Annotated in this window: 19 protein-coding genes; 9 read left to right on the top strand and 10 right to left on the bottom strand. The window is 67.7% G+C overall.

Annotated elements, in window-relative coordinates; genetic code table 11:
* Positions 1-6: 6 nt before the first annotated feature.
* From QSJ30_RS12415 to QSJ30_RS12405, 3 genes are all read right to left on the bottom strand, one after another.
* Positions 7-459: a DinB family protein gene (locus QSJ30_RS12415; RefSeq protein WP_285609721.1), complete on the bottom strand. Its 453-nt coding sequence runs from the start codon at positions 457-459 to the stop codon at positions 7-9.
* A gap of 106 nt (positions 460-565) precedes the next feature.
* Positions 566-910, bottom strand: coding sequence for an ArsR/SmtB family transcription factor (locus QSJ30_RS12410; protein ID WP_285609719.1), 345 nt, complete (start codon positions 908-910; stop codon positions 566-568).
* Complete coding sequence (locus QSJ30_RS12405) at positions 897-1,355, bottom strand: SRPBCC family protein (protein WP_285609717.1); 459 nt, start codon at positions 1,353-1,355, stop codon at positions 897-899. Before QSJ30_RS12405 ends, QSJ30_RS12410 begins: the two co-directional genes overlap by 14 nt.
* Before the next feature lie 266 nt (positions 1,356-1,621).
* Here QSJ30_RS12405 and QSJ30_RS12400 point away from each other — a divergent pair, with 266 nt between their 5' ends.
* The 3 genes from QSJ30_RS12400 to QSJ30_RS12390 all read left to right on the top strand — a co-directional run bounded on the left by QSJ30_RS12400 (position 1,622) and on the right by QSJ30_RS12390 (position 4,121).
* A complete protein-coding gene (locus QSJ30_RS12400) occupies positions 1,622-2,008 on the top strand; it encodes a cupin domain-containing protein (protein ID WP_285609715.1) in 387 nt (128 codons plus the stop codon).
* Complete coding sequence (locus tag QSJ30_RS12395; RefSeq protein WP_285609713.1) at positions 2,005-2,601, top strand: TetR/AcrR family transcriptional regulator; 597 nt, start codon at positions 2,005-2,007, stop codon at positions 2,599-2,601. Before QSJ30_RS12400 ends, QSJ30_RS12395 begins: the two co-directional genes overlap by 4 nt.
* Positions 2,602-2,705: 104 nt before the next feature.
* Complete coding sequence (locus QSJ30_RS12390) at positions 2,706-4,121, top strand: hypothetical protein (RefSeq protein WP_285609711.1); 1,416 nt, start codon at positions 2,706-2,708, stop codon at positions 4,119-4,121.
* Here QSJ30_RS12390 and QSJ30_RS12385 read toward each other — a convergent pair.
* The 4 genes from QSJ30_RS12385 to QSJ30_RS12370 are packed head-to-tail and all read right to left on the bottom strand — an operon-like array spanning position 4,106 to position 9,843.
* Positions 4,106-5,554: an HAD-IG family 5'-nucleotidase gene (locus QSJ30_RS12385; RefSeq protein ID WP_285609709.1), complete on the bottom strand. Its 1,449-nt coding sequence runs from the start codon at positions 5,552-5,554 to the stop codon at positions 4,106-4,108. The two genes, QSJ30_RS12390 and QSJ30_RS12385, sit on opposite strands and share 16 nt — an antisense overlap.
* A 28-nt stretch (positions 5,555-5,582) precedes the next feature.
* Positions 5,583-7,016, bottom strand: a complete 1,434-nt coding sequence (locus tag QSJ30_RS12380; protein WP_285609707.1) for a hypothetical protein — start codon at positions 7,014-7,016, stop codon at positions 5,583-5,585.
* 7 nt (positions 7,017-7,023) lie between these two features.
* Entirely contained in the window at positions 7,024-8,445 is a 1,422-nt protein-coding gene (locus QSJ30_RS12375) for a hypothetical protein (RefSeq protein WP_285609705.1), read from the bottom strand.
* Positions 8,446-8,448: 3 nt separating this feature from the next.
* Positions 8,449-9,843 carry a hypothetical protein gene (locus QSJ30_RS12370; protein WP_285609703.1) on the bottom strand — a complete coding sequence of 465 codons (1,395 nt, stop codon included), beginning with the start codon at positions 9,841-9,843 and terminating at the stop codon, positions 8,449-8,451.
* A 130-nt stretch (positions 9,844-9,973) separates the two neighbouring features.
* Here QSJ30_RS12370 and QSJ30_RS12365 point away from each other — a divergent pair, with 130 nt between their 5' ends.
* Both QSJ30_RS12365 and QSJ30_RS12360 read left to right on the top strand, forming a co-directional pair.
* The gene (locus tag QSJ30_RS12365; RefSeq protein WP_285609701.1) at positions 9,974-12,064 is read left to right on the top strand and encodes a S9 family peptidase; all 2,091 of its coding nucleotides are present in this window, start codon (positions 9,974-9,976) and stop codon (positions 12,062-12,064) included.
* Between the two features lie 25 nt (positions 12,065-12,089).
* Positions 12,090-12,764, top strand: coding sequence for a hypothetical protein (locus QSJ30_RS12360; protein ID WP_285609699.1), 675 nt, complete (start codon positions 12,090-12,092; stop codon positions 12,762-12,764).
* Between the two features lie 244 nt (positions 12,765-13,008).
* Here QSJ30_RS12360 and QSJ30_RS12355 read toward each other — a convergent pair whose 3' ends face one another.
* On the bottom strand, positions 13,009-14,328 hold the full coding sequence (locus tag QSJ30_RS12355; protein WP_285609697.1) for an alpha/beta hydrolase: 1,320 nt from the start codon (positions 14,326-14,328) through the stop codon (positions 13,009-13,011).
* Between the two features lie 206 nt (positions 14,329-14,534).
* Between QSJ30_RS12355 and QSJ30_RS12350 the strand changes: the two genes are divergently transcribed.
* Both QSJ30_RS12350 and QSJ30_RS12345 read left to right on the top strand, forming a co-directional pair.
* On the top strand, positions 14,535-15,065 hold the full coding sequence (locus QSJ30_RS12350) for an SET domain-containing protein (RefSeq protein ID WP_285609694.1): 531 nt from the start codon (positions 14,535-14,537) through the stop codon (positions 15,063-15,065).
* A gap of 27 nt (positions 15,066-15,092) precedes the next feature.
* Complete coding sequence (locus QSJ30_RS12345; protein ID WP_285609692.1) at positions 15,093-15,635, top strand: hypothetical protein; 543 nt, start codon at positions 15,093-15,095, stop codon at positions 15,633-15,635.
* Positions 15,636-15,685: 50 nt separating this feature from the next.
* On the opposite strand, the gene QSJ30_RS12340 is transcribed toward QSJ30_RS12345, so the two are convergent.
* The gene (locus QSJ30_RS12340; protein ID WP_285609690.1) at positions 15,686-16,618 is read right to left on the bottom strand and encodes a patatin-like phospholipase family protein; all 933 of its coding nucleotides are present in this window, start codon (positions 16,616-16,618) and stop codon (positions 15,686-15,688) included.
* Positions 16,619-16,731: 113 nt separating this feature from the next.
* Here QSJ30_RS12340 and QSJ30_RS12335 point away from each other — a divergent pair, with 113 nt between their 5' ends.
* Positions 16,732-18,825: a M3 family metallopeptidase gene (locus tag QSJ30_RS12335; protein WP_285609688.1), complete on the top strand. Its 2,094-nt coding sequence runs from the start codon at positions 16,732-16,734 to the stop codon at positions 18,823-18,825.
* Position 18,826: 1 nt separating this feature from the next.
* On the opposite strand, the gene QSJ30_RS12330 is transcribed toward QSJ30_RS12335, so the two are convergent.
* Complete coding sequence (locus QSJ30_RS12330) at positions 18,827-19,390, bottom strand: KdsC family phosphatase (protein ID WP_285609687.1); 564 nt, start codon at positions 19,388-19,390, stop codon at positions 18,827-18,829.
* A 140-nt stretch (positions 19,391-19,530) separates the two neighbouring features.
* Between QSJ30_RS12330 and QSJ30_RS12325 the strand changes: the two genes are divergently transcribed.
* Positions 19,531-19,860 carry an ArsR/SmtB family transcription factor gene (locus tag QSJ30_RS12325; protein WP_285609685.1) on the top strand — a complete coding sequence of 110 codons (330 nt, stop codon included), beginning with the start codon at positions 19,531-19,533 and terminating at the stop codon, positions 19,858-19,860.
* Positions 19,861-19,969: the final 109 nt, after the last annotated feature.

The following is a 19,969-nucleotide window of genomic DNA, read 5'->3' as shown; positions in this document are numbered from 1 at the left end:
GTCCAGCTAGGCCTTCGCCGCTGCAGGCGGTTTGATCACGCCGGGCAAGCCCAGGAGCTTGCGGGCCGTGCCGAGCTGGCCCAGATGGTAGGTCTCATGCATGAAATACATGCCTACGATCTGGGCCAGCGGCAGGGTGGCCTGGAACCCGGGATGGAATTGCGGCTCATCCCAATCGGCGGAGCTGAAGGTCGCGTCCAGGGCCGCCTGCGTGTCCGCCATGGCAGCTTTGAAGTGCGCCAAGGTCCTGGGCACAGTCACCGTCGGCCGGTAGGCGGACTTGAGAACATCCCTGAGGAGTTCGTGGCGGTATTCCAGAATGTGGCTGAGGTTCCACGTGATGCTGTTCACGTCGTCGGCAGGGGGCTGATCGGCTTGGCTCTGGGTGACGTCAGCCAGGTTCTTCTCAAGCAGGAAATCCCGATTGATGCTGAAGAGGGCGGCCCAGGATTGGGTCATGGGGTGCTCCTTGGGAAGGGCGCGGTGGCCCGAGTGATGGCCGAATGGAGAGAGGGCTTCGCCCGCCTTAGGCACTCCCAAGGCCAGCGCGGACGAGCGGGCACGTTCAGGTTTCGACGAAAGCTTTGAGGCGGCCGAGGGCGACGTCCCACTGTCTGGACAGGCGCTCCAGGTACTGGTGGGCATCTTCAAGGCGCTTGGGCTCGAAGGCCCAGATGCGCTCCCGGCCCTGGCGGCTGCTCTTGACGAGCCCCGCTTCGGACAGCACTTCGAGATGCTTGGTGATGGCCTGCCGGGAGACGGCAAACTGGCCGCTCAGGTGCGTGACTGTGACGGGCCCGCCGGAGCAGAGGCTCACGAGCAGGCCCAGGCGCGTGGCATCCCCCAGGGCGGCGAAGAGCGGCGCCGCGTCCTTCAGCCGCGCGGGGGAGATGGCATCAGCCCGCGACATGGCGTTCGATGCGGGCCATCTGGCTCGTCCAGCCCCCGTCGTTCATACGGAAGGCCTCGTCGCGCCGGTCCGCGGGCAGCTGGTCGAAGCCGGACTCCACCACCTTGAGCAGGGTGCCATCCCCGGTTGCCTCGAGGTGGAACTCCACGAGGGTCATGGGCTCGGCCGAGTAGTCCCGCTTCATGTCCATGGGGTAGGGGTGCCAGCGGTAGGAGAAGAGGCGCTCGGCTTCCATGCGTTCAACCCGCATCTCCAGGTGGATGTGCTCGTAGTTGGGATGGGTGATCCGTCCGAAGACCGACTGGCCGGGAACGAAGCCCCCCTCCAGCTTCATGCCGAACCAGGTGCCGAACTCCTCGGCGTCCGACAGCGCCTTCCAGACCCGTGCCTGGGGCGCCCGGAGCTGGATCTCCTTCCTGATGCAGTCGGTGCTCGATGTCGTCATGGGTAACCTCCTGGTTGCATATTAGGCGGGTTGGGGAATGATGCAATTCATTGGTTGCGTTTTTCCGAAAAGAGAGGCGGGAGCCCCCAAGGACCCCTCAGGGAGCCATGTCCGGGGAGTGGGTGGGACAATCGATGTATTTGGATAAAAACATCATTAATGCTGTATTTATTTTTTTGTCTCCCCATGCTTGACGGAGCCTGGTGGCGGCCTATCGTGTCTCTGGACTGATCGGTCTAATGCATGAAAAAACCAAGGAGGACGCCATGAAGATAGCCAAGGACGCGGTTCCGACCGCGCTGCAGGTTCCCGGGGTCACCATGCGCCAGCAGCGGGATTTCGGAGACACGAACGGCTACGGGAAGCTCAGCGGAGAATACTTCAGCCTGGCGGCGGGGGTGGACACCACACCGCTGTTCAAGGGGCTGGAGGGCGACCTGTGCCAGTGCCCGCACTGGGGGTTCGTGTTGAAGGGGCGGATCACCACCACCGACGCTGCGGGCCGCCAGGAGACCGTGGCCGCCGACGACCTGTTCTACTGGCCGCCCGGGCACAATGTGCGGGTGGACGCGGATGCGGACCTGATCCTGTTCAGCCCCCAGCATGAACACACCTGCGTCATCGACCACCTGATCGAGAAGACGAGGGGATGACCCATTCCACCAAGCAGCACCTGATCGAGGCGGGGCTCCGGATGCTGCTGGAGCGCGGCTACAACGGCCTGGGCATCGAAGCCCTGCTCACGGAAACGGGGATTCCCAAGGGCTCCTTCTATCACCACTTCAAGGACAAGGAGGACTTCGCGCTGCAGGTCGTCGACGCCTACATGGCGCAGGTCCATGCGGGCCTCGACGCCTGCCTCCAGGACCTGGAACGGCCGCCCCTCGCGCGGGTGAGGTTGTTCTTCGAGCTCACACAGCAGGCCTACCGGGAGCAGGGCTACATGGGCTGCCTCCTGGGGGGCCTCGGCCAGGAGCTGTCGGGCGTGAGCGAGGCCTTCCGCCGCAAGATCGAGGCCTGCTTTGCCGCCATCGCCGGGCGCATGGCCACCTGCCTCGAAGAGGCGAGGCAGCGGCGCGAGCTGCCCGCCGAGTGCGACGCGCGGGAGCTGGCGGACCTGCTGGTGGACTGCTGGGAGGGCGCGGCCCTGCGGAGCCGCCTGCGACGGGACCCCGCCTCGCTCACCGCGATGCTGGCGTTCTACCTGCGCTCCGTGGCGTCCGTCGGAACCGGGGCCGAGGCGTGAACCAGGGCTGGGGACCGGTGGCCGGTCCGGAACCACCGTTCACCGATCCGCGGGCAGGGGCGGAGGGGAAGGGCCTACCTTGGGAGGGTCCCGGGAGAGTTTCCATGTCGTCCTTCCTGATGTCCGAAGCTGTGGCGCTGGTCCGCACGGTCCAGGCCGTGGCCGCCTTCATCCTCTTCACGGCCTTCGCGCCCCTGGCCCTGCGCGGGGCGGCGGACCCGCGGCCGGAGCCCCGCATCGTGTCGCTGAAGGGCTTCGAGGCCGCGGAGGTGCGGAGCCAGGGCTTCAGCCTGCCGAGGCCCATGAAGGTCCACATCTACGCCAAGGGCGGCGGGCTGCGGCGCCTGGTCCATGCCCGCACCGATGAGCCCTTCTTCGCCTACGGCTGGATCCTCAACGCCGCCACCCGCGAGGTGGTCTGGCAGATGGATGGGACCAACACCCGGCGGGACTGGGAGTACCGCGTGGCAGACCAGTATCTGGAGCTGCCCGCGGGAAGCTACGAGGCCTACTTCTCCAACCATGGCTTCGGCCAGAGCCTGCTGTTCGCCCAGTGGACCCGCAACATCGACCGGCGCTCCCTGCAGGCGGAGCAGGCCGAGCGGCCCCGGGGTTTCCTGGCGGCCTTCGGCGCGGATCGGACCAGCCTGCTGCGCCACTGGCGGGAGCAGGTGGGGAACTACGGCCTGGAGATCTACCTGCCCGGCGGCAATCCGTCCGAGGTGCCCACCTTCGAGGCGCCACTGCGCTGGAAGAACGTCCTCGTGGCCCTCGCCGCCACCGCGGACAGTGGCCACTGGACCCAGGCCTTCCATGTCCGGAAGCCGGTGACCCTCCACATCTACGCCGAGGGCGAGGGCAGCGGCCGGCGCATGCACGATTACGGCTGGATCATCGAGGCCCGCACCCGCGCCCGGGTGTGGGAGATGAGCATGGACAAGGCCCAGTTCGCAGGCGGCGCCCGGAAGAACCGCCGCCAGGTGGAGACGGTCACCCTCCCCGCCGGCGACTACGAAGCGACCTTCGTCACGGATGACTCCCATTCCCCGGCGGACTGGAACGCCGCGCCCCCCTGCGACCCGTGGATGTACGGCCTCACACTCGCCGTGCCGTCGGACACCGACCTGGCGGCGGTCTCACTGGCGAAGCCCATGGCCTGGGTACCCCTGGCGGAGCTGGTGCGGGTCGGGAACGATCAGGACCGCAGCGTGGCGTTCACCTTGACGGCGGCGCATTCCGTGCGGGTCTATGCCATCGCCGAGGGCAGCGGCGATGAGATGGCCGACGAGGCCTGGATCGAGGACGCTGCAGGGAAGCGGGTCTGGGTCATGGTCTACGATCACACCCAGTTCGCTGGCGGGACCACCAAGAACCGGCTGGCCGACGAGGTGATCAGCCTGCCCCGGGGCACCTACACCCTGCGCTTCCGCACCGACGACAGCCACGCCTACGGCCACTGGAACAGCGATGCCCCCTGGGATCCGGAGCACTACGGCATCACGGTCTACGCGGGCCGGTGATCCCCGGGATCGTGCGGCAGGCTGCCCCGGGGCGAGCGGAAGTAGGCGAAGGGCGTGGCGTGCAGGAAGTTCGACACCCGGCTGGTGTAGATGTCGGCGTAGCGCTCGATCTGGCGGGTGAGGTGGCTCTTGTCGTTGCCGGCGCGGGTGAGCAGGCCCCACCGCGCGTTGACCAGCTCCGTACCGGCCTTGGCCAGGGGGGCGATCTCGATGTCGAGGGCCACCAGCTGGCCGCGGAGGCCTTGGACGCGGGCTTCCAGGCCCGCCGCGTCCAGCGACGGGGCGGGGCCATAGCCCGCGTGGAGGCGCTGGAGGGCGAGGCGCGCCTGGGACAGCTGGTTCTCCAGCGCCTCCTTCTCGCGCATCAGGGCCATGAGGCGAAGCTCGGTCCCCCGGAAGGCCTCCAGGGCCGCCGCCTCGGCATCCAGCTCCCGCAGCACCAGGGCCGTGCGCCAGCGCAGGGAACGCTTGCTCACATGCACGTCGCCGAACATGTGGTCGCCCACGTAGAGGATCTCGTCGCCGGAGATGCCCAGGTCGCGCTCCACCTGGGCGGCGCACCCGCCGAGATAGAGGCCGCCCGCGCGCAGGGGCCCCGCGAGAGGGCGCAGCAGGCCCGTCTCGTCCACCACTTCGAAGAAGGGACCGTGCTCCGTGAAGAAGGCGGGCTTGCGGGCGGCGACAATCACCACGTCGAAGAGCTGGCGCCAGGTCATGCCCTCCGGCAGGTGCCGGTCGTAGGCATGGGCCATCATCTTCGCGCTGAAGCTCCACTCCGAGTTGGTGATGAGCAGCAGCTTCTTGCCCGCGGCCTTCTGGTCCAGCAGCGCCAGGGCGGCCTCGGGATCCTGAACCACGTAGCGCTCCGGCGCGGCGGCGATCTCGGCCTTCAGGTGCCCTTCGATGTGCTGGGCATCCACCCGGGCCCGCACGTGGCGGTAGAGGCTCGCGTATTCGAAGGGGTGGGGCAGGGCGCCCCGATCCAGCAGATCCACGGCCTGGGCGAAGAGGCAGCCCTCGGACAGCGAGAACAGCGTGTTGAGGAACACCCAGCGCGGATCGCTCAGGTCCACCAGGGTCTGGGCGTAGGCGTCCCGCTGCTCGGTGTGCTCGAGCATGCGCGTGCCGTGCATGGCCCGCTTCACGAAGCCGAACCGGTTGGCCTTCACGAGGTTGCCCAGCTCCGTGTCGATCACCAGGCCGCGGGCCACCATCCGCGGGTCAAATGCCATGTCCTCGACAGGCCAGCCCTCGGAAGCCAGCCGCTCCCGGGCCTGGGCGTAGACCATCTGCTCAAAGGCCGCCACCCGGTAGTCCACCAGGGTGTAGTCCATGTCGTAGCCGATGGCCCGCACGGAGCGCAGGTTCAGGGTGCGATTGCAGAAGATCCCGCGGCCGGGGGGTGGGTTGCGGAGGCTGTCCAGGGTTTCCATGTCCAGGGCAGGATACCAAGGTGCGGCATCAGCGGCGTGCCGCCGCCAGAAGCTGCTTGGCGTTGGCGAGGATGGCCGACACGATGGCCTTGCGCTGGTCCAGCAGATCCATCAGCTCGGGACTGGCGGAGGTGGTGGTACGGCCATCGTCCTCGCCCATCTCCCTCAACTCCGCTGGCAGGAGGAACCGGCGGCGGGAGGCTTCCTGCTGCAGCCGCTGGACGCCATCCGCCGCCTGACGGCTCAAGGCGTCCTGCTCCTGGGATTCCCGGGCCTGCCGCCGGCGACGGATGTCCATGTCCATCCTCAGCAGGGTCTTCTCCAGCCGGGCCAGGAAGTCCGCGGCCGCAGCCTCATCGATGCCCCGAACATAGGAGGTGAGCGCCTTCACCTTCCAGTCCACCAGCGCATCGTTGAAGGCGAGGGCCAGGCCTTCCTGGGTGTTGGCTTCGGACTTGCCCGTCAAGAGGAAGGGTAGGGCATCGGGCTTCCAGGGCTCCAGTTCGAGGCGGGTCAGGCGTCCTGTGCCGGGATCCCAGACCGCGTCGCGGATGCGGGCCGCCTGGCCCCCGGGGGAGAGGACCGCACCGATGGCGCTGGAGGCCCCCGGAAGATCGCAGGTGGCCTCTGGTCTCGAACCCCTCGCGTCAGGACCGGGGGCATCGGCCCAGAATTCGAGCTGGAGGGAGCGTCCGGAACGGGATGGGCCCACCACCACCCACTTCCGGCCAGCCCAGTCGACGACGAGGGGCTGGTAGGCCGGGTGGGCTGCGCGGAGGACGAGGAGACGCGCAGAGGCTTGTTTGAACCACGCGCCAGCCTCGACGGGGATCGGTCCGTCCGGGTTGAAGGTGGCTGGCAGCTGGGCTGGCGTCCCAGCGCGCGCCACGCTCTGGACCCCACCGGTACCTCGTTTTTCGAAGAGCTTGTTCGGCCTGTACACAGGGAACATGGAGCCAGGCAGGTTTGACATCCGGTACTGGAACAGGAAGAGCCCAAGAGTCAGATCGTGGAAGACCGCAGGGTAATGGAATTTGGCAGGGTCTTCGATGAAGTCCCCGACGCCCCATGAATGACCTCGGTCAATGCCCAGCTCGTCCCGGATGGCCGTGATCCGGGCCATGCCCTGTGTGTCTCCCGGCTCGGAGACCATCTCCAGAGACAGGCCGTGTTCGTAGGGACCCATGCCGGCGGGACCTTCCACGCGCTGTGCCCGCCACCGCAGGCGTCCCTGGACATCGAAGCGCGTGGGATAGACGACGAAGCGACCGAGGTAGGTGGTGAGCATGGCCCCGGCGAGGGGCGCCTCCGGGAGTTGAGGCCCCCAGTGGGCTGGCATGGGTTCCTCGCGGAGGTCATCTGCTTTCACCACAGCGGGGAAGCGCGGGATGGGCTGCTTCCACCCCGCCAGGAGCGGGAGGGAGAAGCCGGCGACGAGCAGGAGGGCGGAGGTGCGGATCATGTCTGCCTCAAAGGGGAGCCACATTGGAACCCAGCCCCTTGGGCCGGGCCTGGACGGGGATCAGGTCCTCGGGTTTCACGCCCAGCTGGGCGGCGATCTGGGCGCGGGAGGCCTGGAGATCGCGGATCATGGCATCGAGGGGTCGCTTGAGGGCCTTCTGCTTCTGGAGGATCAGCGATACATCGCCCTGGCGTTCCAGGATGGCGCCCCAGCCATCCAGCTCCGCCGCCAAGTCCACGCTGGTGCCGATGATGGTCTTGCCCAGGCTCCAGGTCGTGCTCACGGGCTTGAAGACTGGCGACACATTCTGGAGGTTGGACGCGATGAAGTCGACATGCTCCATGAGGGTGTGTTTGGCCTTGGGCCAGTCCAGGGCCTGCTCCGCGGCATCGTAGCGATCCCCCAGGGTGGTCGTGAACTCGGTGTAGTCGTTGAGCTGCGAGCAGGCCTGGACGAGCCGGTTGAAGGTCTTGGGATTCTTCTTGAGGCGGGCCAGCCCAGCGCTGTTGCCTTCCGGAATGATGATGTCAGTGAGGAGGCTGGTGCCCCGCTCCATGCAGGCCTGGGTCGCCTGATCGATTCTCCAGCCCCAGAAGTCCATGTCCCGCTGGATGGCGCGGCCCTCGGCGCCGAGGCTGGCGGCCTGGCGCTTCAGCCGTTCCAGTTGGGCTTCCAGCTCGTAGAAGCGCTGGCCCAGCACGCGCAGGTCCTTGTTCTCGGCCATCATCCTCTTGAGCCTGGCCTGGGCGGCCTCCCGGCGCTTCAGCAGATCGTCCGCCGTGATGGGCTTGGTGCGCTTGGTGCCATTGGCCTCCCGGAGGAGGCTGGGCGTAAAGGTCTGGCTCTGGCTCAGGTCCACCACGGGTGCAGGATCGCTGAGGGCTCCAGCCAGGCCACCCCCGGCGGCGGAATCGAAACCGTCCGAAAGGGAGGCCCGAAGTCCCTCCAGGCTCTCCTTGTTCTGGGCCATGCGCTCCTGTCGCTGGTGCTCGATGAGCCCGTTCATCCGGGTGGCATAACTGTTGGTCCAGGCCTGTAGCTCGGCTTGCTCCCGCTGAAGCGCGGCCTGCCGCTCTGCCTCGATGCGGGCGAGCTCGGCGGGACTGGGGCCAGTGGGGGAAGTGGGTGTCAGGGCCTGGCTCAGGAGGTTGCCAAAGATGCCCACCAGCATCGTGGCGTTCTGGCCACTGGTCGTATTGATCCACGGAACGGGTTTCAGCTTTGGGATGACGGTCTTCTGGACCTTGAAGGAGGTCCCGACCTTGCTGCGGTCCACCTTGGTTTTGGTGATCGCCTCCAGCTGGCTGAGGGCATCCCCACTCTGGCTGCTCTGGGGTTTGGGTGGGGGTGCTTCATTGTGGAGGCCGATCTGGGCCCGGAGAAGGGTAGAGACCAAGAGAGCAAGGACCGAGATGACTGGTCGGTGCATGGATCACCTCCGCAGGTTGGCGAGCGACTGCTTGGCGCTTCCGAGGATGGCCATGAGGATGGCCTTGCGCTGCTCCAGCAGATCCGCGAGGCGCTCGCTCTCCGTGGCGGGAGTTGTCTGAGCCTGAGGCACAGGCTGCCCGCTCTTGGCGGCGAGCTCCGCCTGGGCCTTGCGTTCGGCTTCGGCGCGGGCCGCCGCGTCCAGGCGGGCGCGGATGCCCTTGGTCTCGAGATCGAGCGCGAGGACACCCTTCTCGATCCGGATCACGAGATCTTCCGCCGGTCCGAGGTTCTGTGCGGCCAGCAGGCCCGGCAGGGTGCGCGTCTTCCATTCCACCAGGGACTCGTTGGCCAGCTGTTCGATGGATTCCTGGAGGGGAGGGGCGTTCAGTCCGCCCAGGTCTTTCGCCAGGGTGGCGCCACCCAGCAGCGCGGCGATATCAGGCTCCCAGGGACGGAGCTCCAGACGATCAAGGCGTCCGGTCACCGGATCCTGGCCGTTGGCAAGGATCCGGTACCAGTGATCCTCGATCCGGATGGCCCTGCCAGGCCGAAGGCCATCCGCGGGCTCGGGCCAGAGGTCGACGAGTCCGGTATCCCAAGCGCCGTTGAGCGGATCCTCCCGCCAGAACTCGAGCATTCGGGAGGAATCCGGGGACGGCTGCCCGAGGTTGCGAACCACCCAGATCCTGTGGCCAGCCAGATCGATGGGAAGGGGCGCGAATCGTGCCTGCCGCGACCGCAGGATGAGCAGGTCGCGCCAAGTCTGCCTGCCGTTCAACCATTCCTGGATCTCACTATTGGCCTGGACGGGTTCGAGGGTCCCATCGCCAGGATCCACGGGCCCGTCCACCTTGCGCATGGTGATCCGGAAGGTCTTCCGCGACGGACCTCCGAACATCGGCAACTTCGCGGCGTCCACGTTGATGACGGGGCTGTTGGAGATGTGGAAGATGAGGGCTCCCAGATCCCATCCGAAGTTGCTTCCATCGATGCGTTCAATGACCCAGCGCCCCTCCAGACCGGCTTCCTTCGCCGGGAAGCCGTCCTGGGCACTCGTGATGGCGAAATAGTTGGCATACCAGATCGGATGAAGGACATCGTTCGGGGCTTGTTGCTGCGGATGGAACTGCAACTGGACTCCGAGCCGGTAGGGCCCCATGCCCGCTGGCCCGCGAACCCGGTAGAGCTGCGCCTGCACCTTGCGGGTGACGGGGTGGAACCGGAGGTTGGTGAGCAGGATCTTGCCCGAGCGGATGGTGGTCTGGAGGCCATAACCGGGAGCGCCTGGTGCCTTGGCCGCCAGGGCTGGCGCGGAGGGCTCGTACGCGCGGGGGCCTGACTGTGCGGGGGGCAGTTGGGCCTGCAGCAGACCTAGAAGGAGCGCAGGGATCAGCATGGTGCCTCCGGCACGGCGGATGGGTCGGCTGGAAAGATGAGTGCCCCATGGTAGCCCCGCGCGAATCGAACATGATCACAAGGTCATCAGTTTCTTCCATGCGATGCTGAAGGGCTCCTTCGGAGGGTTTGTGCGTCTTTTTTGCCTTGTCCCAGCCACCGCCCTGCTGCTTGCGTTGCCCCTGAGGGCCGCGGAGAAGCGGTCCTTCACCATCGAGGATCTCTATCGCCTGAAGGGTGTGCAGCACCTGGCTCTGAGTCCGGACGGATCGAAGCTGGCCTTCGAGGTGTCCAGCCAGGACCTGAAGGCCTCGACGCGCAACACGCAGCTCTGGCTGCTGGAAACCGCCACGGGCGCCACGCGGCAGCTCACCTTCTCGGGCAAGTCCGACACGGCGCCCGAGTGGTCGAAGGATGGGAAGACGCTCTATTTCCTCTCCAGCCGGACGGAGGGCAGCCAGCTCTGGGCGCTCGACCTGGCGGGCGGCGAGGCCCGGAAGGTGACGGCCTTCGAGGCGGGCGTCGGGTCCCCCAAGGTGCTGCCGGGGGGGAATCAGGTGGTCTTCCAGGCCACGGTCTTCCCTGAGGCCATGGCGGACGGCGCGAAGCAGAAGGAACTGGCCGAGAAGCTGGAGAAGGGCCCCGTGCAGGCCCACCTGGCGGAGACGCTGCTCTACCGCCACTGGACCGAGTGGCGGGACTTCCAGTACAGCCACCTCTTCACCGCCACCTTTGAAGGCAAGGTGGAGGCGCTCACCTCCGGGAAGCAGGACTACCCGGCGGATGCAACGACGCCGAGCTCCCAGAGCTTCGACCTCAGCCCGGATGGCAGGGAAATCTGCGTGGTCACCAACACGGATCCCGTGCCGGCCCGCTCGACCAACCAGGATCTGTTCCTGATCTCGCTGGACGGCGACCGCACACCCCGCCGCATCACGGACAATCCCGCCTACGACGGCGATCCCAAGTACTCGCCGGACGGCCGCTACATCGCCTACAAGTTCCAGACCCGCCCCGCGGTGGAATCCGATCGCTTCCGGCTCGCCATCTACGATCGGCAGACGAAGATGCGGAAGGTGCTGACCGAGGCCATCGACAACTGGGTGGACGCCTTCCAGTGGTCGGCGGACGGCAAGGCCCTCTGGTTCACGGTGCAGGAGAAGGGCCGCTGGCCGCTGTTCCGCGTGGACGTGGCCTCCGGGAAGACCACCCGCATGCTCGATGGCCAGAGCATCCGGGAGTTCGTGGTGAGCCCGGACCAGAAGGCGGTGCTCCTCAGCAAGACCCGCGTCGGCGAGCCGGTGGAGGTCTGGCGCTACACCTTCGGCACCAAAGAGCTGAAGCGGCTCACCTCCTTCAATCAGGCCCTGGCCGACGAAGTGGACATCCGTCCCGCCGAAGAGCAGTGGGTGAAGGGCGCCGACGGCAAGGACATCCATGTGTTCCTGGTGAAGCCCCACGACTTCGATCCCGCGAAGAAGTATCCGCTCATCCTCAACGTCCACGGCGGCCCGCAGATGATGTGGTCCGACACCCTGCGGGGCGACTGGCAGGTCTATCCCGGCGCGGGCTACATCGTGGCCTTCCCGAACCCGCACGGCTCCACGGGCTACGGCCAGGCCTTCACCGACGCCATCAGCGGCGACTGGGACGGCAAGGTGATGACGGACATCGAGAAGGTGGCGGACCATCTCGCCGGGCTGCCCTATGTGGACAAGGGCCGCATGGGCGCCATGGGCTGGAGCTGGGGCGGCTACGCCATGATGTGGCTGGAGGGTCACACCACGCGCTTCAAGGCCATCGCCGCCATGATGGGCGTGTACGACCTGCGGTCCATGCACGGCGCCACCGAGGAGCTGTGGTTCCCCGAACACGACCTGACGGGCACGCCCTGGGACAAGGCCGCCGCCTACGACCGCATGAACCCCAGCAGCCACGTGAAGGCCTTCAAGACGCCCTGCCTCGTCATCACCGGCGAGCGGGACTATCGCGTGCCCTACACCCAGAGCCTGCAGTTCTTCACCGGGCTCCAGGAGATGGGTGTGCCCAGCCGCCTCCTCGTCTTCAGGAATGACGGCCACTGGCCCGATGGCCTGAAGTCCATGCCCGTCTACTACAACGCCCATCTCGAGTGGTTCCAGAAGTACCTGGGCGGCGGCGCCGCCCCCTGGAAGACCGAGGACATGGTGCGGAATCTGGCGTTCGGATCCGCCGGGAAGTAGCATCAGGTCGACCCCAGGAGATCCCATGCGTCGATTGGCCGTACCTGCCCTGATGCTCGCCTGCCTGCTGGCTTGCGCCGAGAAGGAGGCGCCAGCTCCGGCCACCGCGCCGGCCACGACCCCGGCCGCCGGTGCGCCCGCGGCCCAGCCGGCCGCTGCCGGAACCAAGGCCGAGCCCGCCCCTGCCCCGGCAGTAACACCCGCCACCACTCCCGCACCTGCCCAGGCACCCAAGGCCGTGGAGACCATGACCGCCAAGCCGGCCGCCGCACCCGCGGCGGCTGCCCCGGCTCCGGCCCCTGCGGTGGCGCCTGCACCCGCGGCAGCTCCAACGCCGGACCCCAAGCCCGCTCCCGCGCCTGCTCAGGCACCTGCCCCCAAGCCCGCGCCCACGCCTGCTGCGGGCCCCATGCCCTCCCTGGCGGCCAACGGCCACACCGCCGTGGGGGCTGGCGCCTGCAAGATGTGCCACCGCCTCCAGCACGACTCCTGGTCGGCCACGGCCCATGCCAAGAAGGGCCTCGACTGCGAGGCCTGCCATGGCAATGGTGCCGACTACAAGGCCATGGGCGTCATGAAGAACCCCGCTGCGGCGAAGGCCGCGGGCCTGGTCCTGCCCACCCTCGATTTCTGCCGGAAGTGCCACGGGGCCAAGGCTGACGCGGCCCTCTTCGCCCGGGTGCACGCGCACAAGGCCTAGGGGGCCTTGCAAGACCGCCTATTTCTTCTTCTTGGCCGGAGTGAGGGCAGGCGGAGCCACGGGCGCGGTCAGGCGGCTGGACAATTCCGAACCTCGGGAGGTGGCCCCATGCACGACGGGGGTTTTGGCTTTCTTGGGTTTCTTGTCGTTGGACATACAGCCTCGCTTCGGGGCCCCGGGCAGATGGAGCCGGGGCCCGCCGCGAGCATGGGCGCAAAGCCGGGAATCCATTGGATTATTTTCGTCAGGGTTTCGGGCCCTTCAGCTTCCAGTAGCTTCCCGTTCCGGCGACGTGCGGCTCCAGGCCCCGGCGGGCGGCGCGGAGGCCGTCCAGGAGCACCCGGCGGATGTCGCTGATCACGGGCGGGGCGGTGGCGAAGTAGGAGTGCTCCAGGAAGCTGGTATCCAGGCCCGAGGCGTCGATGGTCTCGATGCCTGGCACCACCACGATGCCCTCCGCCGTGTCGCCGGCCCGGGGGTAGCCGTGGACCTTCTTGGAGGCCAGGAGGGCGTTGTCACCGTTGGAGGCGTAGAGGGTGATGCGGTCGCAGCCCGCGGCGAGGGCGGGGGCGATGTCGCGCTTGAAGATCTCCGCGTCGATGTCCGGGGCCGTGAGGATGATCTCCTTGAAGCGCCCCCTGAGTTTCGGCTGTTCCGCGAACACCTGCCGGAGGGCGCCGGTGAGGGCGCGGTTGCCCATGGAGTGGGCGATGAGGTAGATGTCCTTCACGCCGCTCTTCTGGGCGAAGTCCACCAGGAACCGCTTCAGGTTCGCCTCGCTCCACTGCACGTTGTTCTCGTCCGTGGTGTAGCCCTGGAGGGTGCCCTGGGAAGGCCAGCTGTAGAACACGGGCACGCCGCGGTAGTCCAGGTCGTAGGTGATCTGCGCCGTGCGCCGGGCCGCATCGCTGAAGGACACGTTGTAGCCGTGGACGAACACGAAGCTGGAACCGGACGAACCCTGGGCCTGGACCTTGGCCTTCACGCGGTTCAGGAATCCCATGCGGGTGTGCGGGGTCCAGTCCAGGATGGCCATGTGCCTGCGGGGATCCTCGCGGAACTCCAGCTTCCAGATGGACGGGGCCTCGAGCTCGCCGGTCTTGTGCCCGTGGGGGACGCTGACGGCCACCTCGCCGTAGGCGATCCGCTCTCCCCGGCCGCCGCCGAAGGTGCCCGTGCGGGGATCCAGCTTCCGGTCGGTGCCGAACAGCACCGTCACACGGGCATAGGCCTCATCGCGCTCCACATTGGGGTTGGCACCCACGGGCGTGGGGCGTGGCGGCGGCAGGGGGGGGCGGGTGGAGGCCTCCCGGCGGGGCAGCTCGGCCCTTTCCTCCATCCGTTGCGCCTCGCGGTCCCGGGGTGCATCCAGGTCCACCGGCGGTCGTTGGGGTGGGGCGGGTGCGGGAGGCACGGATGCCGCCGACGCCGGGGCTGGCGGGGGTGGTGGCGGTGGCGCCGGGTGGGCTGCCGGTGGGCGGGTGGCGCAGGCCACCAGGAGCGCCGTGAGCAACGCGGGCCACAGGCTCCGGAAAGACATCGGTCGGGGCTGGGGAATGGGCATGGCACCCTCGGCGCGGAACGCTCTGACAGCAGGGGATGGAACTCCAGACTTTCTGGGGATGACCGGATTCTACGACCTGGGCTCCGTCTTGGACCAGGTTTGTGCGGTCCGATCGGGGAGGCTGAATTCCCTGTTCACACAGGTGCAGGGTGGTCATGATGGGGGTCGCTTCCACCCGCTCCCCACCACGCCTCCCAGGAGGTGGCATGCCGTTCCCCCAAGGCCCAGGACAGGACAGGGACTTCATCCGGGTCCAGGCCTCGGGCATCCACGGGACCGGGGTCTTCGCCAAGCGCCCGATCCCGAAGGGGACGCGGATCCTCGAGTATGCCGGCCGGCGCCTGGCCAAGGCTGAGCTGCTGGCGGCGGCGGGGCGGGGCGAGCGGAAGCTGACCTACGTGCTGAACCTGGACGAGGACACGGCCATCGACGGCGCGGAGCAGGGCAACGACGCCCGGTTCGTCAATCACAGCTGCGAGCCCAACTGCGAGGTCTACATCTTCGACGGGACGCCCTACCTCTACGCCATGCAGGAGATCGCCGCCGGAACGGAGCTGACCTTCGACTACCAGCTGCAGTCCGCCAGCGCCCTCCGCATCTCCCGGTCCCTCAGCCGCGAGCTGTTCCCCTGCCACTGCGGGGCCCCGGGTTGCCGGGGCACACTGGTGGCCCTGCCGAAACGGCGCGCCGGGAGCGGACGCGCCAACCCCGCTCCGATTGCCCCGCCGCAGCGTTGACGCGGCCTCACCCCCCATGGAGGACCCATGAAGCGGAAACCCAGCAGCAAGGCGCAGTCTCCGGCGGTCGCGATGCTCTCCGCCGGCGTGTTCCTGGCCTCGGGCGCCTCGGCCCAGGCCCCTCAGACCAAGCCCATGGCCCCGAAGGCTCCCGGCACGGCCCAGGCGCTGCCGGGGGTCCAGGGTCCCGCCGCCAGCCGTGATGCGGCCGCGTTCACCATCAAGTTCGCTGGCACCTTCATCAAGTGGCGGGGCGGCCTGTCCGTGGCGGGCATGCTGAACGGCCGGCCGGTCTTCAAGACGCCCCAGGGCGAATACTTCCAGGTGGAGCCGAACACCGGCGACCTGCAGTTCCACAGCGCCGAGTCCCTCGGCTACATCAAGCTCGCCCCCGCCACGGGCCGGGCCATGACGCCGGGCCGGGCGGGCTACATCAAGTTCGACGGCATCAAGGGCGAGCAGCGGGTGTCCGTGGCGGGCGTGGATGCCCAGGGCCGCGTGATCCAGGAGAACGCCCGCGGCGAGCGCTTCTACCTCAACCCCATGGGCGACATGGTGTTCGTGAAGTAGCAGGCGCCGGCCCGCTTCATCAGGCCGCTCTCGCCGGGGACGGCCTGACCTCAGGGCTGCTGGGCGGCCAGCCGCGCGGCCACCCACTTGTCGATGGCCCGGCGGATGGCGGGCATGGACTGCTGGGCGGCCACGATGCCCGCCTCCATGCAGCGCTTCTTCTGGGTGAAGTCCAGGGTGCCCACGTCGCCGATGGCCGGCGAGATGAGCACGTCCGCGTCCCTCTTCGAGTGCTCCACGTTGAGGGCGAACATGATGTTGGCGGCCTGGAGGCTCACGCCCAGCAGGTTGGTGATGTCCGTGTTCCCCACGTTGGCGCTGATGTCCACGGCGATGACGAGGTCGGCGCCCCTGGCCCGGGCCACAGAGATGGGGATGTTGTCCACCACGCCGCCGTCCACCAGGATCTTCCCCTGGTGCTGCACGGGCTGGAACACGCCGGGGATGGCCGAGCTGGCGCGCACGGCGCGGGCGACGGAGCCGCGGTCCAGCACCACCTTCTGGCCCCAGTTGAGGTCCGTGGCCACGGCGGCAAAGGGGATCTTCAGCTGTTCGATGTTGGCTGGCTTGATGTGTCCCTTGACCCAGGTCTCGAGCTTGTCGCCCTTGGCGAAGCCCATGCCCGCCACGGTGGAGATGACGCCGAAGTCGAAGAGATCCTCCTTCTGGAGCTGGAAGGCGGTCCACTCCAGCTCGAAGCTGTTGCGGTCGGCGGCGTAGATGGCCCCGATCAGGCTGCCCACGCTGGTGCCCACCACGAGATCCACGGGGATCTTCTCCTGCTCCAGGGTGCGGATGACGCCGATGTGCGCGAACCCGCGGGCGGCGCCGCCGCCCAGGACCAGGGCGATCTTCGGCTTCGGCGGGGGGCCCTGGGGCCGGGCCTGGGGCGGCGCCACGACGACCGGGGGCGGCACCACGACCGCCGGCTGCTGGCAGGCCAGCAGCAAGGTGAGGCCGAGCAGGGCGCCGACCTGGGTCATGCGGATTGCAAGAGTCCTGATCATGCCCTGAGAATACCCGAGGCCCCGACCCCTGGATGCCGCCTGCCTCATAACATGATGGTATGGTCGTCAAAGACCTCCCAGGAGTCCCCATGCGCCCCGCTTCCGCTCTGGCTGCCCTCATGACCCTGCCCGCCCTCGCCGCCGATCCGGCCACCGCCTCCAACCCCTTCTTCGCCGAGTGGAAGACGCCCTTCGGCGTGCCCCCCTTCGCGGAGATCCGGGAAGACCACTTCCTTCCCGCCTTCCGGGAGGGCATGGCCCGGCAGAAGGCCGAGGTCGCGGCCATCGCCGACGCCCAGGAGCCCCCGACCTTCGCCAACACCATCCTGGCCCTGGACCAGTCGGGTCAGTTCATGGACCGCATCGGCTCCGTCTTCTTCAACCTCACCGGCGCCGAGACGAACCCCAGGCTCCAGGCCGTGAACCGCGAGGTGATGCCCCTCCTGGCGGCGCATCGGGACGACATCAACCTGAACGCGAAGCTGTTCCAGCGCGTCAAGGCGGTGTGGGATGCCCGCGCCACGCTGAAGCTCGCCCCGGATCAGGCCCGCCTGCTGGAGCGCACCTACAAGGGCTTCGTCCGCTCGGGCGCCGCGCTCACGGCGGATCAGCAGACCCGCATGCGCGCCATCAACGCCGAACAGTCGAAGCTGGGCGTGGACTTCGGCGACCGCCTCCTCAAGGCCACCAAGGCCTTCCAGCTGGTGGTGGAGAAGCCCACCGACCTCGCCGGACTGCCCGAGGGCACGCGCATGGCTGCGGCCGCCGCGGCGAAGAAGGCGGGCAAGGACGGCCAGTGGCTGTTCACCCTGGACGGCCCCAGCATCTGGCCCTTCCTGGAATACGCCCAGAACCGCGAGCTGCGGAAGCGGATCCTCACGGGCTACCTGGAGCGCTGCAATCAGGGCGGCGACACCGACACCAACGCCATTGTGGCCAAGGTCGCGGCCCTGCGCGTCGAGAAGGCCCAGCTGCTGGGCTACAAGACCTGGGCCGACTATGTGCTCGAAGAGAACATGGCCAAGGACCCCAAGGGCGTCTACGGCCTGCTGGAGCAGATCTGGAAGCCCGCGCTGGAGGTCGCCAGGAAGGAGCGCGCCGAGCTGCAGGCCATGATGGCCAAGGACCTGCCCGGGCAGAAGCTGGAGCCCTGGGACTGGCGCTACTACGCCGAGAAGGTGAAGCAGGCCAAGTACGACTTCGACGAGGAATCGGTGAAGCCCTACTTCGCCATCGACGCTGTGCGCCAGGGCGCCTTCACGCTGGCCGGCCGGCTCTACGGCATAACCTTCACGGAGCTGAAGGACATGCCCGTCTACCAGAAGGACGTGCGGTGCTTCGAGGTGAAGGAGCAGGACGGCCGGCACCTGGGCCTCATCTACGTGGACTACCACCCCCGGCCCGGCAAGCGGGGCGGTGCCTGGATGAGCAGCTACCGCCAGGCCTGGGTCAAGGACGGCAAGCAGGTGGATCCCGTGGTGGTGAACGTCTGCAACTTCACGGCGCCCGCCGGGGATAGGCCTGCGCTGCTGACCTCGGACGAGGTGCGCACGCTCTTCCACGAGTTCGGCCACGGCCTGCACGGCCTCTTCTACAAGGGCCGCTACCGCGGCACCGCCGGCACACCGCGGGATTTCGTGGAGCTGCCCAGCCAGGTCATGGAGAACTGGTCCATGGAGCCGGAGATGCTGAAGCTCTATGCCAAGCACTACAAGACCGGCGTGGTCATCCCCGATGCCCTGGTGGCCAAGATGAAGAAGGCCGCCACCTTCGGCCAGGGCTTCGCCACCGTGGAATACATGGCGGCCTCCCTGCTGGACATGGACTGGCACACGCTGACGACCACGAAGCCCCAGGACACCGCCGCCTTCGAGAAGGCCTCCCTGGCCAAGTGGGGCCTCATCGCCGAGATCCCGCCCCGCTACCGGAGCCCCTACTTCAACCACATCATGGGCGGCTACGCCGCGGGCTACTACAGCTACATCTGGAGCGCCGTGCTGGACAGCGACGCCTTCCAGGCCTTCAAGGAGAAGGGCAACCTCTTCGACCCCGCCACCGCCGCCAAGTTCCGCGCCGAGGTGCTTTCCAAGGGCGGCACCGAGGATCCCGCGCTGCTCTACCGGCGCTTCCGCGGCCGCGATCCCAAGGTGGGGCCCCTGCTGGAGAAGCGCGGGCTGAAGTAGGTCAGTACCGGCCCACGACCTCGGCCCAGCGCCCCTGGGCCTTCAGGATCCGTTCGGCCACCTGGCGCAGCACGCCGTGCCCGCCCTGGACGGGCACGGTCCACTGGCAGGCCGCCTTCACCTCGTCCACCGCGTCAATGGGGCAGCAGGCCAGGCCCACCCGTCGCAGCAGGGGCAGATCCGGCAGGTCGTCGCCCAGGTGGGCCACCTGGTCGTAGGCCAGGCCGTACTTGGCGCAGAGCTGATCGAGGATGGGCAGCTTGTCCAGGTGGCCGGCGAAGCAGTCCTCCACGCCGAGATCCTTGGCCCGGTTCACGGTGGCCCCGGCCTCCAGGCCCGAGATGAAGGCCACGGGGATGCCGGCCCGCTGCAGGTGCTTGATGGCGGCCCCGTCCCGCACGTGGAAGGCCTTGGTGTGGCCGGGCTCCGGGCCGTAGAGCAGGGCGCCGGTGGTGAGGACCCCGTCGATGTCGGTGCAGAGCAGGCGGATCTTGGCGGCGCGCAGGTCCAGGTCGTCCACGGGAATCTCCAGGACCAGCCTACCCCGGGCCATGACGGTGGTCACGATCCCTCCCCGAAACCTGCAGGAACATGGAATGTTGGGTTGCCGGATGATCCGATGGGTATACAGTTTTCCTGTGACTGGTTCTTTTCCGGTTGACAACGATGGAAACCGGATGATCATAGTCGCATGGAGTTGATTCCGTGAACCACCAGCTCAGCAACCCGATGATCGACGAAGTGAGCGGCCTCTTCAGCGCCCTGGGCGATGCCTCGCGGCTGAAGATCCTGCGCTCGCTCCTCGACAGCAAGGGGCCCCTGAGCCAGGGTGCCGTGGCCGAGGCCGCGGGCCTGTCCCAGGCCAATGCCTCCAAGCACCTGGCCTGCCTGGTCCGGGTGGGCCTCGTGAGCCGGGAGCCCGAGGGCAATGCGGTCTACTTCACGCCCGTGATGCCCCTGGTGGGTGAGCTGTGCGACCTGGTCTGCGGCCATGTGAGCGATCGTGCAAAGATGACTTACAAGGCGCTTAAATGAACGAATGCTTGTATATGTAGTTGCTTTTTTTTGCCTAGGAGTATTCCTTTATGAACATTAAAGCCATAACGGGATTGGGCTTGGCATTGCTTTCGGGGGGAAGCCTCCT

Source organism: Geothrix edaphica, from assembly GCF_030268045.1.
In the GTDB taxonomy this organism is placed as follows: domain Bacteria; phylum Acidobacteriota; class Holophagae; order Holophagales; family Holophagaceae; genus Geothrix; species Geothrix edaphica.
This window is presented reverse-complemented; position numbering and strand designations above follow the sequence as displayed.

Excerpts from the sequence above, each read along its gene's own strand:
- QSJ30_RS12415 (WP_285609721.1), bottom strand. The coding sequence starts at position 459 with ATGACCCAATCCTGGGCCGCCCTCTTCAGCATCAATCGGGATTTCCTG.
- QSJ30_RS12410 (WP_285609719.1), bottom strand. The coding sequence starts at position 910 with ATGTCGCGGGCTGATGCCATCTCCCCCGCGCGGCTGAAGGACGCGGCG.
- QSJ30_RS12405 (WP_285609717.1), bottom strand. The coding sequence starts at position 1,355 with ATGACGACATCGAGCACCGACTGCATCAGGAAGGAGATCCAGCTCCGG.
- QSJ30_RS12400 (WP_285609715.1), top strand. The coding sequence starts at position 1,622 with ATGAAGATAGCCAAGGACGCGGTTCCGACCGCGCTGCAGGTTCCCGGG.
- QSJ30_RS12395 (WP_285609713.1), top strand. The coding sequence starts at position 2,005 with ATGACCCATTCCACCAAGCAGCACCTGATCGAGGCGGGGCTCCGGATG.
- QSJ30_RS12390 (WP_285609711.1), top strand. The coding sequence starts at position 2,706 with ATGTCGTCCTTCCTGATGTCCGAAGCTGTGGCGCTGGTCCGCACGGTC.
- QSJ30_RS12385 (WP_285609709.1), bottom strand. The coding sequence starts at position 5,554 with ATGGAAACCCTGGACAGCCTCCGCAACCCACCCCCCGGCCGCGGGATC.
- QSJ30_RS12380 (WP_285609707.1), bottom strand. The coding sequence starts at position 7,016 with ATGATCCGCACCTCCGCCCTCCTGCTCGTCGCCGGCTTCTCCCTCCCG.
- QSJ30_RS12375 (WP_285609705.1), bottom strand. The coding sequence starts at position 8,445 with ATGCACCGACCAGTCATCTCGGTCCTTGCTCTCTTGGTCTCTACCCTT.
- QSJ30_RS12370 (WP_285609703.1), bottom strand. The coding sequence starts at position 9,843 with ATGCTGATCCCTGCGCTCCTTCTAGGTCTGCTGCAGGCCCAACTGCCC.
- QSJ30_RS12360 (WP_285609699.1), top strand. The coding sequence starts at position 12,090 with ATGCGTCGATTGGCCGTACCTGCCCTGATGCTCGCCTGCCTGCTGGCT.
- QSJ30_RS12355 (WP_285609697.1), bottom strand. The coding sequence starts at position 14,328 with ATGCCCATTCCCCAGCCCCGACCGATGTCTTTCCGGAGCCTGTGGCCC.
- QSJ30_RS12350 (WP_285609694.1), top strand. The coding sequence starts at position 14,535 with ATGCCGTTCCCCCAAGGCCCAGGACAGGACAGGGACTTCATCCGGGTC.
- QSJ30_RS12345 (WP_285609692.1), top strand. The coding sequence starts at position 15,093 with ATGAAGCGGAAACCCAGCAGCAAGGCGCAGTCTCCGGCGGTCGCGATG.
- QSJ30_RS12340 (WP_285609690.1), bottom strand. The coding sequence starts at position 16,618 with ATGACCCAGGTCGGCGCCCTGCTCGGCCTCACCTTGCTGCTGGCCTGC.
- QSJ30_RS12335 (WP_285609688.1), top strand. The coding sequence starts at position 16,732 with ATGCGCCCCGCTTCCGCTCTGGCTGCCCTCATGACCCTGCCCGCCCTC.